This is a genomic window from Paraburkholderia sp. A1RI_3L (assembly GCF_048957895.1).
GTDB classification, from domain to species: Bacteria; Pseudomonadota; Gammaproteobacteria; order Burkholderiales; family Burkholderiaceae; genus Paraburkholderia; species Paraburkholderia kururiensis.
The window spans coordinates 216,300-230,359 of sequence record NZ_JARCHA010000006.1 but is presented as its reverse complement, the minus strand read 5'-3'; the positions used below and the strand labels follow the sequence as shown (position 1 = coordinate 230,359).

Below are 14,060 nucleotides of genomic sequence, written 5' to 3'. Positions count from 1 at the left end.
GTTGCTCGATGCGCGCCGCGCCGCGGCATCAGTACAGCACCATCTGCGTACACCGGAAGAGGGCGATGGTCCGGCCGTCCGCGCCCGTCACCTTCGCGTCCCATACCTGCGTGCTGCGGCCCAGATGCGCCGCCGTGGCTTCGGCGCGGATCGTCCCTTCGGTCGCGGTGCCGAGGAAATTGCTCTTGAGTTCGACCGTGGTGAAGTTGCGCGCCGCTTCCGGCAGATGCGCAAGGCAGGCGTAGCCGCAGGCCGTGTCGGCCAGCCCGATCACCGTGGCCGCGTGCAGAAAGCCGTTGGGCGCGAGCAGCTCGCCGCGCACGTCGAGTTCCGCAACGAGCCGGTCCTGCTCCACCGTCACGGTGCGCACGCCGAGCAGTTCGGGCAGCCGGCCGCGCTGCCGCTCGCGCAGAAAATCGGTGGTCATGTTCGCGCGCAGCGTACTCATCGTGTTGTCTCCGTGTTCGTTGCGGATGGCCGGATGGCCGAATGATCGCCGCAGGGCTTCGGCGCGGCCGATTTTGCCGATATTATCGACGGCTATACGGCAATCCGCTGCAGAATCGGGCTGGCGCAGGCAGGGCGTGTGCGGCCACGCGGTCCTGGCGGGGCCACGCAGCACGCGACGCAGCGGCGTGCCGGCGCAGGCGACGGCAAACCGGCTGGCGGCACGCCGGCCTTCTTGACGGGAGTTTTCATGACGGTGATTGTGGTGGCGAATCCCAAGGGCGGCGTGGGCAAGAGCACGCTGTCCACCAATCTGGCGGGCTATTTTGCGGCGCAGGGCGAGTGGGTGGCGCTCGCCGACCTCGACCGGCAGCAGTCGTCGCACGCGTGGCTCGACCTGCGGCCAGCGGGGCTGCCGCCCATCGAAAGCTGGGACGTCGATCTGGACGCACCCGCCAAGCCGCCGAAGGGGCTCGAGCGCGCCGTCGTGGATACGCCGGCGGGGCTGCACGGCAACCGTCTCGGCGTGGCGCTGGATCTTGCTGACAAGGTCATCGTGCCGCTGCAGCCGTCGCTCTTCGACATTCTCGCGACCCAGGACTTCCTCGAGAAGCTCGCGAAGGAAAAGGCCGTGCGCAAGGGCTCGATCCAGGTGGGCGTGGTGGGCATGCGCGTGGATGCGCGCACGCGCTCCGCGGACCAGCTGCACCGTTTCGTGGAAGGGCTCGACCTGCCGGTGCTCGGCTATCTGCGCGATACGCAGAACTACGTGCAGCTTGCGGCGCACGGCCTCACGCTGTGGGATGTCGCCAAAAGCCGTGTGGAGAAAGATCTGGAGCAGTGGCAGCCGATTCTCGAATGGGTGACCGGCGCCGGCCGCTAATTGAAGGGGCTAACTGAAGGTGCTAACTGAAGGGGCTAACTGAAGGTATTAAGCGAGGCCGTTATTCGACTCAGCTCCAGCTCTGCGTGGGCACGTGGTCGCGGCTGCCCTTGATGCGGTTGTGCTCGTCGACGAACACGAGATTCGGCTTCCAGCCGGCCTTGAGTTCGGCTTCGTCCACGGCCGCGAACGCCGCGATGATGACGAGGTCGCCCAACTGCGCGCGCCGCGCCGCCGACCCGTTCAGCGAAATCATGCCGCTGCCGCGCTCGCCCTTGATCGCGTAGGTCGAAAAGCGCTCGCCGTTGTTGATGTTCCAGATGTCGATGCGCTCGTTTTCCACGATGTTCGCCGCTTCGAGCAGGTTTTCGTCGATCGCGCACGAACCCTCGTAGTGCAGTTCGCAGTGCGTGACCACGGCGCGGTGGATCTTCGATTTGAGCATGTGGCGTTGCATGTTCGTCTCCCGGCTGCGCGCTGTCGCGTCAGATTTCGAGGTTGTCGATGAGGCGCGTGGCGCCGAGTTTCGCCGCCGAGAGCACGACGAGCGGCGCTTCGGTATCCGCAGCGCCCGGCGGCAACAGGTCCACGCGCTTGCGCACGGCGATGTAGTCGGGCTGCCAGCCGCGGCTTGCCAGCAGCGCCATCGCTTCGCGCTCGATCTGCGCGAAATCGCGCCGGCCGCCCAGGATAGCTTCGCGCACCTGCTGGAGCGTGGCCGCGAGCTGCGGCGCTTCGGCGCGCTCGGAAGGCGTGAGATAGCGGTTGCGCGAGCTGAGCGCGAGGCCATCGGCGTCGCGCACCGTTTCTGCCGCGACGATGTCGATGGGCAGCGCGAACTGCTGGCACATGGCCCGCACGATCATGAGCTGCTGATAGTCCTTCTTGCCGAACACGGCCACGCGCGGCTGCACGCACGACATCAGCTTCATCACCACCGTACAGACGCCCTCGAAGAAACCGGGCCGGAACTCGCCTTCCAGAATGTCGCCGAGGTCGTGCGGCGGACGCACGCGGTATTCCTGCGGCTGCGGGTACATGTCGCGCTCCGTGGGCGCGAACAGCACATACACGTTTTCCTTCTGAAGCTTCTCGATGTCGTCTTGCAGCGTGCGCGGGTACTTGTCGAAGTCCTCGTTCGGGCCGAACTGCAGACGGTTCACGAAGATGCTGGCCACCACCGGATCGCCGTGCTGGCGCGCGAGGCGCATGAGCGAGAGGTGCCCTTCATGCAGGTTGCCCATGGTGGGCACGAAAGCCGTGCGGTTCTGGCCGCGCAGCTGGTCGCGCAATTCCTGGATTGAACTGATGACTTTCATGATCGGACTGAATGGATTCGCGCGATGCGGGTCGGAACGGTGGCTGCCACGGGCGCGCCCCTTAGCGGCCCCGTGTCTGCCGGTATCGGGTCCGTGCGGCGCGCGAGGGCGGCGGGACGGCGTCCGAAGGGCCGGATTGTAGTCGATTTGCCTCTCTGCCGCACCGATTCGAGGCATGCCCCGGTTCAGTGCGACGGTGGTGTAGCGGCGTGGGCAGATCAGGCCGGGGCAACTTCCCTCAGTCGCCCGGAAACTCACCCGGCGCGAGCGTCAAGCCGGCAAATACGCGAGCCGCACGTAGATGGGCGCGAAAGGCTCCGCCTGGGTGATCTCGATCAGCGACTCGCGCGAAAGCTCCAGCATCGCGATGAAGTTCACCACCACGACCGGCACGCCGCGCGTCACGTCGAAGAGTTCCGAGAACTCCATGAACCGCGCGTTTTGCAGCCTGCGCAGAATCACGCTCATGTGCTCGCGCACCGAGAGTTCCTCGCGCGTGATCTTGTGGTGCTGCACGAGCTTCGCGCGCTTGATGACGTCGGCCCACGCGGCGCGCAGGTCGTCGCTGTTCACGTCCGGAAAGCGCGGCGTGATGCTCTGCTCGATGTAGACCTCGGCGCGCAGGAAGTCGCGGCCCAGTTGCGGCAGCTGGTCGAGCCGCTGCGCCGCGAGCTTCATCTGCTCGTATTCGAGCAGACGCCGCACGAGTTCGGCGCGCGGGTCTTCGGCTTCCTCGCCCGTGTCGGCCTTCTTCACCGGCAGCAGCATGCGCGACTTGATCTCGATGAGCATGGCCGCCATCAGCAGATACTCGGCGGCCAGCTCGAGATTGGTGTGGCGCAGCTGATCGACGTAACCGAGGTACTGTGCCGTGACTTCCGCCATCGGAATGTCCAGCACGTTGAAGTTCTGCTTGCGGATCAGGTACAGCAGCAGGTCGAGCGGGCCTTCGAAGGTTTCGAGAAAGACTTCGAGCGCGTCCGGCGGAATGTACAGATCCTGCGGCACCTTGAAGAGCGGCTCGCCGTACAGACGCGCGAACGCCACGCCGTCGACCGTGTCGGGCGTGGAGTCCGTAGCGGGTGTGGCGAGCGCGGTGCCTTCGTCCGGCGTGCCGCTGTCCGCGGCCGACATCAGAAGTTCTGGTAGTAGACGTACGGCGTTTGCTTCACGCGCGAGGCCTGCTGGTCGGCGCGCTCTTCGAGGTCGATGGGCTGCTTGTCCCACAAGAGCGCGCGGCCGCTGCGCTGCTCTTCTTCGAGGCTGGGTTTTTGCTGCTTGAGCTGATTCAGGAACTGGGTGATATCCGACTGATACATGGCACGTCGTCCGTCAAGTCCGTCAAAAAGGCTACCGGCGGCCGGTCGGCTCCGGCGTGGCCGGCCGCCGGTGATCCGTCGATTCTCGTGTGGCGCGTAATTTTACCGCAAGCGCCGGGCCGAGGAACAACCGGCGGGCAGGCGCGTCCAATCGCCCGCGTGGGGCGGCGCGAGGCGCACGCGCAGGGGCCTCGATGCGGGCTACAGGCGTGCGGCGATGTGGTCAAATACAGCACTCGTGTCCGGCGTGCCCGTGGCGCGAGCGCGGCGAGTGTGGCGAGCGCTGCCAGTGCCTCAACCGAAACGAATTCAACAACGGCCGCAGGGAGGTCCCGTTTGGCGGGATGTGCAATCGAACCGTCACGCATGCGAAGGGCATGGGCCATGGCCGCGCGGGTCGCGGCGTGTTGTGTGCTTCTCTTCTGGGGCGCGGCGCACGCGGCCTCGCGCGTGTACGACGTCGATGTGGAGGCCTCGCCGCGCTCGGTGCGCAAGCTGCTCGAAGCGCATCTCGACATCGTGCGCTTCGCCACGCGCAAGGACATCTCGGACGACCAGTTCGACTTTCTCGTCACCGCCACGCCGCAGCAGGCGCGCGACCTCGTTGCGACGGACGGCTACTTCTCGCCCGTGGTGCGCACCGACGTGCGCACGGTTGGCGGCAGAAAGCGGGTCACGGTGTTCGTCGATCCGGGCGAGCAGACCACGATCTCGTCGGTCTCACTGTCGTTCAAGGGACCTATCCTCACCGAAGACCCGGCCCAGGAGAACACCGCGCGTTTCGCGTTCTCGCTGCACGAGGGCGACGCGTTCTCGCAGTCGGGCTGGGACGACGCCAAGAAGGCCGCGCTCAAGGCGTTGCAGGCGCGCCGCTATCTTGGCGCGAAGATCGCGCAGTCCGAGGCGCGCATCAATCCGCAGAAGCACGACGCGAAACTCTCGGTCACGTTCGAGAGCGGCCCCACCTTCACGATGGGCCCGCTCGACGTGTCGGGCACGCGCCGCTATCCCGAGCAGATCGTGCGGGACGTGAACCCCGTGTCGCAGGGCGACATTTACGACGCCCAGCGCATTCGTGAACTCCAGCGCCAGTTGCAGAACACGCCGTACTACGCGAGCGTGGCCATCGATGTCGATGACGACACCAGCAAGCCGCTCGACACGCCCATCCACGTGAAGGTGAGCGAGTACCCCTACAATAACTTTCGCGGCAGCGTCGGCTACTCCACCGATACCGGGCCGCACGTGCAGGGCTCCTACTCGTACCTCGACACGTTCGGCCGCGCGTGGCCGTTTTCCGTGGACGGCCGCATCGACCAGATCCAGCAGTACGGCCAGATCGAGCTCGCCATGCCGCCGGGCCCGCGCGCCTGGACCAACAGCGCGCTGGCGTCCTACACCAGCACCGACGTGTCGGACACGCACATCTACAGCGCGCGTGCCGGTTTGCAGCGCACGCGCACGTCGCAGCGCATCGACTACGGCTACTCGATTCTCTACTACCAGGACCGGCTCACGCAGAACACGGGTGCGCCCACTACGAGCCGCGCGCTCGTGCCGGCATGGTCGTGGACGCGCCGCAATGTCGACGACCCGCTCTTTCCGCGCTCGGGCAACCTGATTCGCGCCGAGGCGGGCTTTGCCGTGAAGCACGTGCTCACGGACCAGTCGTTCATTCGCGGTTACGTGCGCGGCCAGCAGTACGTGCCCATCGGCAAGTACGACCTCGTGCTGTTTCGCGCGGAGCTGGGCGGCGTCTTCACGAGCGGCAGTTCGGCGGGCATACCGGCTTCGCTGCTGTTTCGCGCGGGCGGCTCGAATTCGGTGCGCGGCTACAGCTACCAAAGCCTCGGCCGCAATGTGAACGGCTCCATCCTGCCGACCAAGTACCTGATGACGGCGTCCACGGAGTACCAGCACTGGTTCAATCACGACTGGGGCGCCGCGGCGTTCTTCGACATCGGTACCGCCGCGGACTCGTGGCACGAGAAAGCGTTCTATCCGGGCGTGGGAGTAGGCGCCAGGTGGCGCAGCCCGGTGGGGCCGGTGAACGTCGATCTGGCGTACGGCATCCGCAACCACAGCGTGCGGCCGTATCTCACGCTGGGCATCGCGTTCTGATGTTGTTACCGCAGCCTTTGGCGTAATCGACCTCGGCATTTCGAGCCCTTCCATCCACCGCAATTGACTGACTGACTTTTGATATCGCAGCGAGCATGACCACGGACCCCTCCACCCAGCCGCCCGCGCCTGAACCCGACGGCCCCGCATCCGCGGGTTCCGGGGGCAACGGCGAGCCGCCGCGCCCGGGCCGCCTTGCGCGCGCCGGCAAGCTGCTGGCGTGGCTGATCGGCGTGCCCGTGGTACTGGCTGCGCTCGTCGTGGGACTGCTGTATGGCGCGCTCACCACCGAGCGGGGCACCGCCTGGACGTGGCAGGCCGCGGTGAAGCTGCTGGGCGGCAAGCTGACCGGTCAGCTGGACGGCGGCGCATTGGCCACCGGCGTGCGGCTGCGCCGCGTGGAGTGGCGCGGCAGCGACGGCACGGACATCAAGATCGACCGCATCGCGGGCCAATGGGCGCTGTCGCGGCAGCCGTGGCGTTTCACCGTCGATTACCTGCATGTCGGCACGATCGAGGCGCGGCTCGTGCCGTCGCCATCGTCCGGGCCCACGACGTTGCCGCAGGACCTGCAACTGCCGCTCGCACTCGACCTGCGCGACGTGCAGGTGGATCAACTCGTGCTGCACGAGGGCGCCTCGACCACCACCTTCTCGCGCTTCGTCTTTCATGGCCGCAGCGACGGCCGGCATCACGAGGCGTCCGTCGAGCGGCTCGACACGCCGTATGGCGCGGTCACGGCGCATGCGACGCTCGACGGCGTGCGGCCGTTCGCGCTGGCGGGCGACGCCGGTTATTCGGGCAAGGTCAACGACGAAGACGTGCAGGTGCGCGCTCATCTGACCGGCACGCTGGAGGCGCTTGCGGCAGAGGTGGATGCGAGCGGGCTCAAGCTGACCGGCCACGCGCACGTGGAGGCGACGCCCTTTGCCGATGTGCCGCTCAAGCGCGCAACGGTGGCCTTCGATCACGTGAATCCGCAGGCGTTTTCGCCTTCGGCGCCATTCGCGGATCTCGCCGTGCGTGCCGAGTTGCAGCCGGCGACGGCGACAGGAGCGGAGCGGGGGCAGGGCGGCATGCCTGCGGGCGGGGCATCGGGCGCTGGTGCAAGCGGTGTTTTTGCGCCGGCGGCGAGCGGCGCTTCGGCGGTGTCCGCGCGTACCGCTTCGCCCGTGGTTGGCGCGACTGTCGCATCGAGTGCCGCGTCGAATGGCGCGTCGAATAGCGCATCGACGGGTAGCGCAGCCCAAGCCGTGACTGCCGCCAAGCCCGCCACTGCCGCAAAAACCCAAACCTTCGCGGTCACCGGTTCGGTTTCTATCGCCAATGCCAAGCCGGGCGCGCTCGATGCGAAGCTGCTGCCGCTCATCGACGCCCGCGCGGACGTCTGGCTCGACGCGAAGACGCAGCGCCTCTCGAATCTCAACGTGCGGCTCGTGAAGAACGCCACGGTGACAGGTGGCGGTACGCTCGCCGGCAAGCGCGGGCAGCTCGATCTGCGCGTGGCCGGGCTGGACCTGAACGCGCTCGAAGCGAGCGTGCGGCCCACCAACCTGTCCGGCCCCATCGGCATTCGTCTCAACGACGACATCCAGACCATCACGCTCGACCTCGCCGACCCCAAGGCGGCGCTGCGCGCCCAGGGCAAGGTGACGTTCGACCCGGCGCGCACCAGCTTCAACGACGTGCGCGTGAGCGCGGGCCGCGGCCGCGTCGATCTGTCCGGCGCGATCAAGCACGACGCCAGTTCCACCTGGAACCTCAAGGCGACGCTCACGGATTTCGACCCGCTCGCGCTCACCTCGCAGGGGCCGTCGGCTTCGGTGGCGGCCAGCCAGTCGGCAACCAGTAAGGCTGGCGCGGCGAAGCAGACGGCCAGCGCGGGCAAGGGCGCGGTGAAGCCGGTCGCCCGAAAAACGGCCAAACCGGCCGCCGCGACACGTCGCATCGAGGCGCGCGTGAACGGCACGCTCGCTGCCACGGGCGTGCTCGCGCCCACCTTCACGACGCGCGCCGAGTTTCGCCTCGGCCCGAGCGTCTACGACAACCTCCCGATGACCGGCTCGGGCACCGTGCAACTGGCCGGCTCGCGCATCCTGCCGAGCAAGGTGAACCTCTCGGTGGCGGGCAACGACGTCGATCTGCAAGGCAGTTTCGGTGCACGCGGCGACCGGCTGCGTTTCAGGGTCAACGCGCCGCAACTGGCGCGCCTCGGCTTCGGCCTTGCAGGTTTCGTCTCCGCCGACGGCGACGTCACGGGCACGTTCACGCATCCCAATGTCGCGCTCGACTACCGGGCCGACGGCGTCGTGGTGGGCTCGAACCGCGTTGGCCACGCGCAGGGCCATGCCGAGATGCGCGACGGCCCGAACGGCACACTCGCCTTTACGACCGACGCACGCGAGCTCACCACCGCGGGCGTGAACCTCTCGACGCTGACCGCGCGCCTCTCCGGCACGCGGGCGAAGCACACGCTGGAAGCCGCCGCGGTGGGCAAGATCCAGGACCAGTCGGTCGATCTGACGCTCGCCGCCAACGGCCGTCTCACCGACGCGAGCGACGGCACGCATTGGGACGGCACTATCACGCGGCTCGCGAATCGCGGCACACCGCAGGCGAGTCTCGACGTGCCGCTTGCGCTGGCGGTGGCGCCGGGCAAGGTGACGCTGGGCGCGACGCGGCTCACGCTGGAAGGCGCGTCGCTCGATCTCAAGTCGTTCGCTTACGATCACGGCCGCATCCGCTCGGCGGGAACGCTGACGGGCGTCTCGCTTGCACGCGTGCTCGAGCTGCGCCACGAGATCACGGGCGCGCCGTCGCCCACGCTGCGCACCGATCTCGTATTCGACAGCGACTGGGACTTCGCGCTCGGCGAGACCGCGACCGGGCACATCGCCGTGAAGCGCCGCTCGGGCGACATCACGCTCGAAGTGTCGCGCGGGCTCGCGCCGCTCGGCATCACCGACATCGCGGCGCGCGCGGACTTCAGCAACGGCAACCGCGTGAATACCACCCTGCACGCGCAGGCAAGCCGCATCGGCGTGATCGACGCCAATGCCGCCACGACGCTCGCGATGCGCGACGGGGTCCTGACCGCGGACGACGCCTCGCCGCTCACCGGGGCCATCAACGCGAACGTGCCGCAACTCAAGACCACGGGCGGACTGTTCGGTCCCGGCTACCTGCTCGACGGACACCTCGCGTTGAAGCTCGTGCTCGCGGGCACGCTCGGCAAGCCGAACGTCTCGGGCTCGCTGCTGGGCGACGGGCTCTCGGCCACGATGGTGGATCAGGGCGTGCAGTTGAAGGACGGCGTGATCCACATTGCGCTCACGGAAAACCTGGTCGATTTCCAGCAGGTCGAGTTCCACGGCGCGAGCGGTACGTTACGGGCCACGGGGCGCGTGCGGCTGGACAGCGACGAGCCCGATCTCACGGCGAGCATCGTTGCCGACAAGCTCGAACTCTTTGCATCACCGGACCGGCGGCTGTCGCTCTCCGGCAGCGCGAGCGTGGCGAACGCCGGGCTCGTCGGCGGCCTCGCGATCAACGGCAAGTTCCGCGTGGATCACGCGCTCTTCGACATGCCCGAACAGTCGGCGCCGGAACTGGGCGACGACGTCGTGATCGTGCGGCCGGACGGCACCACGCGCGGCGGCAAGCCGCCGCCGGTGGCAGGCAGCAACAAGCCGGTGGGGCGCTTTGCGCCGCGCGCCAACATCGACATCGATCTGGGCAACGACTTCCGCTTCCGCGGCGTGGGCGCGGACCTGGGTCTGCGCGGCACCATCACGGCGATGAGCGCGCCGAATCTGCCGCTGCGCGCGGTGGGCAACGTCCGCGTGACCGAAGGCTCCACCTATACGGCGTTCGGCCGCAAGCTCGCTATCGAAAACGGGTTCTTCACGTTCAATGGGCCGGTGGCGAATCCGGGCATCAACATCCTCGCAATGCGGCGCAATCAGCAGGTGGAAGCGGGCGTTCAGGTGACGGGCACGGTGCAGTCGCCCGACGTGAGGCTCGTCTCCGAGCCGAACGTGTCGGACAACGAAAAGCTCTCGTGGCTGCTGTTCGGCCACGGTACGGACCAAGGCAACAACCTCGGGCAGCAAAGCTCGATGACCACAGCGCTCGCGCTGCTGGGCAGCGCGGGCGGCAAGCGCATTGCGCAGACGGTGGGGCTCGACGAAGTCTCGGTGGGACGCAGCGACGTGGGTCTGACCGACCCGCAGGTGGTGCTGGTTTCGAAGGCGATCAGCGAGTGGCTCGTGCTGGGCTACGAGCAGGGCTTGCAGTCCGCCGCCAACGCTATCAAGGCGACCGTGAACCTGACGCGCTACTGGTCGGTGGCCGCCTATGGCGGCACGTTCAAGGGCGTGGATCTGTTCTATACGCGGCGCTTCGACCGGATCCGGTGGTAGCGCCGCGTTCGGGGTTTAGCGAACCCGCATGCCCGGCTTCGCCCCGCTGTGCGGTTCGAGCACGTAGAGGCCCGGTTCGGCTTTCTCGTCCGCAGCGGAGGCGGCGAGCACCATGCCTTCGGAGAGCCCGAACTTCATCTTGCGCGGCGCGAGGTTGGCCACCATCACCGTGAGCTTGCCCACCAGGTCCTCGGGCTTGTAGGCCGAGCGGATGCCGGAGAACACGTTGCGCGGCTTGTCTTCGCCCACGTCGAGCGTGAGTTGCAGCAGCTTGTCCGAGCCTTCCACCGTGCGGCAATCGACGATGAGCGCCACGCGCAGATCGATCTTCGCGAAGTCGTCGATGGAGATGACTTCGGGCGTTTCGTCTGCCTGCGCGCTCTTGCCGGCCTTCGCGGGCTTGACGGCGGCCGACGCGGCTGCCTTGCCGCCGTTCGCCGCGGCGCCGGTGTTTGCGCTCGCGGCCGAACCTTCGGTCGGCGCAAGCGAGGAACGGTTCGCCGCGAGCAGCGCATCGATCTGCTTCGGCTCGACGCGCGTCATCAGGTGCTTGTAGGCGTTGATCGGCTGCTGCGAGGAGAGCGGCGCGCCAGCATCGGTCCACGTGAGCGGCTTGATCGACAGGAACGCCTCGACTCCTGCAACCAGACCGGGCAGCACCGGCTTGAGCGTAAGCGACAGCAGCCGGAAGGCCTCGAGGCTCACGCTACAGGTCTCGTGCAGCGCCACCGCATTGGCGGGATCCTTGGCCTGCTCCCAGGGTTTCGCGCCGTCCACGTAGGCGTTCACCGCGTCGGCGAGTTCCATCGTGTGGCGCAGCGCGCGGCTGTACTCGCGTGCCTCGTAGTTCGCCGCGATCTGCGGGATGGCTGCGCGCAGTGTGCCGAGGAGCGGATGCTGCATGGCGCTGTCCTGCACGCGACCTTCGAAGCGCTTGATCAGAAAACCCGCCGCGCGGCTCGCGATGTTGATGTACTTGCCCACCAGATCGCTGTTCACGCGCGCCTGGAAGTCTTCGAGGCTCAGGTCGATGTCTTCCATCGTGCTGTTGAGCTTGGCCGCGTAGTAGTAGCGCAGCCATTCGGGATTCAACCCCGTGTCGATGTAGCTCTTCGCGGTGATGAACGTGCCGCGCGACTTCGACATCTTCGCACCGTCCACCGTGAGAAAGCCGTGTGCGAACACGTTGGTGGGCGTGCGGTGGCCCGAGAATTCCAGCATGGCGGGCCAGAACAGCGTGTGGAAGTACAGGATGTCTTTGCCGATGAAGTGGTACTGCTCGGCGGCGGAGCCGGCCTTTACCCACGCGTTGAAGTCGAGCCCGAGGCGCTGCGCGAGATTGCTGAAGCTCGCGTAGTAGCCCACGGGGGCGTCGAGCCAGACGTAGAAGTACTTGCCGGGCGCGCCCGGAATCTCGAAGCCGAAATAGGGTGCGTCGCGGGAAATGTCCCAGTCGGCGAGCTTCGCTTCGCCCGGCGCGCCCAGCCATTCGCGCATCTTGTTGGTGGCTTCCGGCTGCGCGAGCCCTTCCACCCAGCCGCGCAGGAAGTTTTCGCAGCGCGGGTCCGACAGCCGGAAGAAGTAGTGTGTCGAGGTCTTGCGCACGGGCGTGGCGCCAGAGACCACCGAGTACGGATTCACGAGGTCCGTGGGCTGGTAGGTCGAGCCGCAGACTTCGCAGCTGTCGCCGTACTGGTCCTTCGCGCCGCACTTCGGGCACTCGCCTTTGATGAAGCGGTCCGGCAGGAACATGTTCTTGACCGGGTCGTACGCCTGTTCGATCTCGCGCGCGTCGATCAGCCCGGCATCTTTGAGCGACAGATACACGGATTCGGAGAGCACGCGGTTCTCTTCCGAATCGGTCGTGTAGTAGTTGTCGAACGAGATGCCGAATGCGTCCATGTCGGCCTTGTGCTCTTGCCAGACGCGGTCGATCAGCGCTTTCGGCGTCAAGCCTTCCTGCTCGGCACGCAGCATGACGGGCGTGCCGTGCGTGTCATCAGCCCCGACGTAGTAGACCTCGTGCCCGTGCATTCGCAGCGCGCGCACCCAGATGTCCGTCTGGATATATTCGACCAGATGGCCGATATGGATCTGCCCGTTGGCATAGGGCAGGGCAGACGTGACGAGGATCTGGCGGCGGCCCGACGGCGCGCCGGCTGCTGCGGAGAGGTCGGTGACGGGTTCTGACATAGGGATAGGGGATTTCCGGTATTGCCGGTGTTGCGAAGGGGACGAAGGTTCGATTCTAGCAGGGCGCAAGCGCCCGGCGTGCCGGCCTGGAAGGGCGAAAGGCGCCCCGCGAGGCGCGGGAGGGGCAGCGGGATGCGGCGGGTTCGAATGGCCCGCAAGACGGCCGCAAGACAGCCGCGAGCGCGGCGGCGCAAAGGGCGCGCGCAAAAATCGCGGGCAAAAAAAACCGGGGCACTGGCCCCGGAGCAACAACGACAAGAGGAGAATGGTGACGCGGCAGCATCGCAGCCACGTACCGTACAAAGAGACAGCAAACGTTGCAGAGAGTTCGCCGGGTTCCAAAAATTTTTTCGGCTAGCTGTCCGGGTGGCTGACGCTCCTCTTACGTGGGTTACGTGTGTTGCCTTCGCACGCGCTGATCCGTCGCCCAATGCGCTCCACCGCCTTGCGATTTCCTGACGGTGATCGTTGCGGCCAGGTTGGGCGCCCGCACAAAGCAGGGCCGGCCTCCGCCGCCCGCGGCGCGGCCGGCGGAGGATCCCGCGATCAACTCTGGCTTTGGACCAGGTTTAGCCTTGGTGCTGCGCCGTCGCGCGCAGGTAGATTTCCACGCGACGGTTCTGTGCACGGCCCGCTTCCGTGTTGTTGTCCGCGACCGGCTGGCTTGCGCCCATGCCCGTTGCCGACAGGCGCTGGCCTGCCACGCCGTGCTGCGCGAGGTAGTTCGCGACGCTTTGTGCGCGATTCACCGAGAGCGTCTGGTTGTATGCCGCCTGGCCAGTGCTGTCCGTGTGACCCACCACCTGGGCGATCACTTCCGGATTCTGGTTCAGCGTCTGCGCCACCTGGTCGAGCACCGGCGCGAACGACGGCTTGATCGCGTAGCTGTTCGTATCGAACGTGACCGAGCTCGGGATGTTGAGCTTGAGCGAGCCATCCGGCTGTTCCGTGATCTGGGTGCCGGTGCCCTTGGTCGCGCCCGAGAGCTTGTTGCGGATGGCTTGCCAGTTGTAGCCGGTGACACCGCCCGCAACCGCGCCCACACCCGCACCGATGGCGGCACCCTTGCCGCCGCCGATCAGCGCGCCGAGCCCGGCGCCCACGCCGGCGCCCACACCCGTGCCGACAGCCGTGTTAGTGCCTTGCTGGGTCGCACAGCCGGCGACGAGCGCGCCAGCAATCGCGAAAACCGACAGCCGGGTCATGATTTTTGTCTTCATTTTCTGGGTCCTTTCTTTGAATGAAACAGATCTCAGCAACGACGAACCTGCTGGCAAGCGCCGACAGCGTAGCAGGGTCTTCGGGGCAGCACGCCGCCCGAGCCACTACAATGACGGCGAGAGGCGTGCACCGGGCC

10 protein-coding genes are annotated in these 14,060 nt (G+C 67.0%); 3 read left to right on the top strand and 7 right to left on the bottom strand.

Annotated features, from left to right (window positions below):
* Positions 1–28: 28 nt before the first annotated feature.
* On the bottom strand, positions 29–448 hold the full coding sequence (locus PXJ20_RS18375; RefSeq protein ID WP_017773175.1) for a PaaI family thioesterase: 420 nt from the start codon (positions 446–448) through the stop codon (positions 29–31).
* 249 nt (positions 449–697) lie between these two features.
* Here PXJ20_RS18375 and PXJ20_RS18370 point away from each other — a divergent pair, with 249 nt between their 5' ends.
* Positions 698–1,330 (top strand): ParA family protein, encoded by a 633-nt coding sequence (locus tag PXJ20_RS18370; RefSeq protein ID WP_421030524.1) that lies wholly within the window; start codon positions 698–700, stop codon positions 1,328–1,330.
* Between the two features lie 70 nt (positions 1,331–1,400).
* On the opposite strand, the gene panD is transcribed toward PXJ20_RS18370, so the two are convergent.
* The 4 genes from panD to PXJ20_RS18350 form a co-directional block, all read right to left on the bottom strand.
* Positions 1,401–1,787, bottom strand: a complete 387-nt coding sequence (panD, locus tag PXJ20_RS18365) for an aspartate 1-decarboxylase (RefSeq protein ID WP_017773177.1) — start codon at positions 1,785–1,787, stop codon at positions 1,401–1,403.
* A 28-nt stretch (positions 1,788–1,815) separates the two neighbouring features.
* Positions 1,816–2,649 carry a pantoate--beta-alanine ligase gene (gene panC / locus PXJ20_RS18360; RefSeq protein WP_413213295.1) on the bottom strand — a complete coding sequence of 278 codons (834 nt, stop codon included), beginning with the start codon at positions 2,647–2,649 and terminating at the stop codon, positions 1,816–1,818.
* 270 nt (positions 2,650–2,919) lie between these two features.
* Complete coding sequence (locus tag PXJ20_RS18355) at positions 2,920–3,783, bottom strand: segregation and condensation protein A (RefSeq protein WP_017773179.1); 864 nt, start codon at positions 3,781–3,783, stop codon at positions 2,920–2,922.
* On the bottom strand, positions 3,783–3,968 hold the full coding sequence (locus PXJ20_RS18350; protein WP_421030525.1) for a DUF3460 family protein: 186 nt from the start codon (positions 3,966–3,968) through the stop codon (positions 3,783–3,785). Before PXJ20_RS18350 ends, PXJ20_RS18355 begins: the two co-directional genes overlap by 1 nt.
* Positions 3,969–4,304: 336 nt before the next feature.
* On the opposite strand from PXJ20_RS18350, the gene PXJ20_RS18345 reads away from it, so the two are divergent.
* Together PXJ20_RS18345 and PXJ20_RS18340 are read left to right on the top strand one after the other, a co-directional pair.
* The gene (locus tag PXJ20_RS18345; RefSeq protein WP_421030526.1) at positions 4,305–6,089 is read left to right on the top strand and encodes an autotransporter assembly complex protein TamA; all 1,785 of its coding nucleotides are present in this window, start codon (positions 4,305–4,307) and stop codon (positions 6,087–6,089) included.
* 95 nt (positions 6,090–6,184) lie between these two features.
* Positions 6,185–10,510, top strand: a complete 4,326-nt coding sequence (locus tag PXJ20_RS18340) for a translocation/assembly module TamB domain-containing protein (protein WP_421030527.1) — start codon at positions 6,185–6,187, stop codon at positions 10,508–10,510.
* Positions 10,511–10,525: 15 nt separating this feature from the next.
* Here PXJ20_RS18340 and metG read toward each other — a convergent pair whose 3' ends face one another.
* Both metG and PXJ20_RS18330 read right to left on the bottom strand, forming a co-directional pair.
* Entirely contained in the window at positions 10,526–12,703 is a 2,178-nt protein-coding gene (gene metG / locus PXJ20_RS18335) for a methionine--tRNA ligase (RefSeq protein ID WP_421030528.1), read from the bottom strand.
* 569 nt (positions 12,704–13,272) lie between these two features.
* Entirely contained in the window at positions 13,273–13,923 is a 651-nt protein-coding gene (locus PXJ20_RS18330) for an OmpA family protein (protein ID WP_020480654.1), read from the bottom strand.
* Between the last annotated feature and the right edge of the window lie 137 nt (positions 13,924–14,060).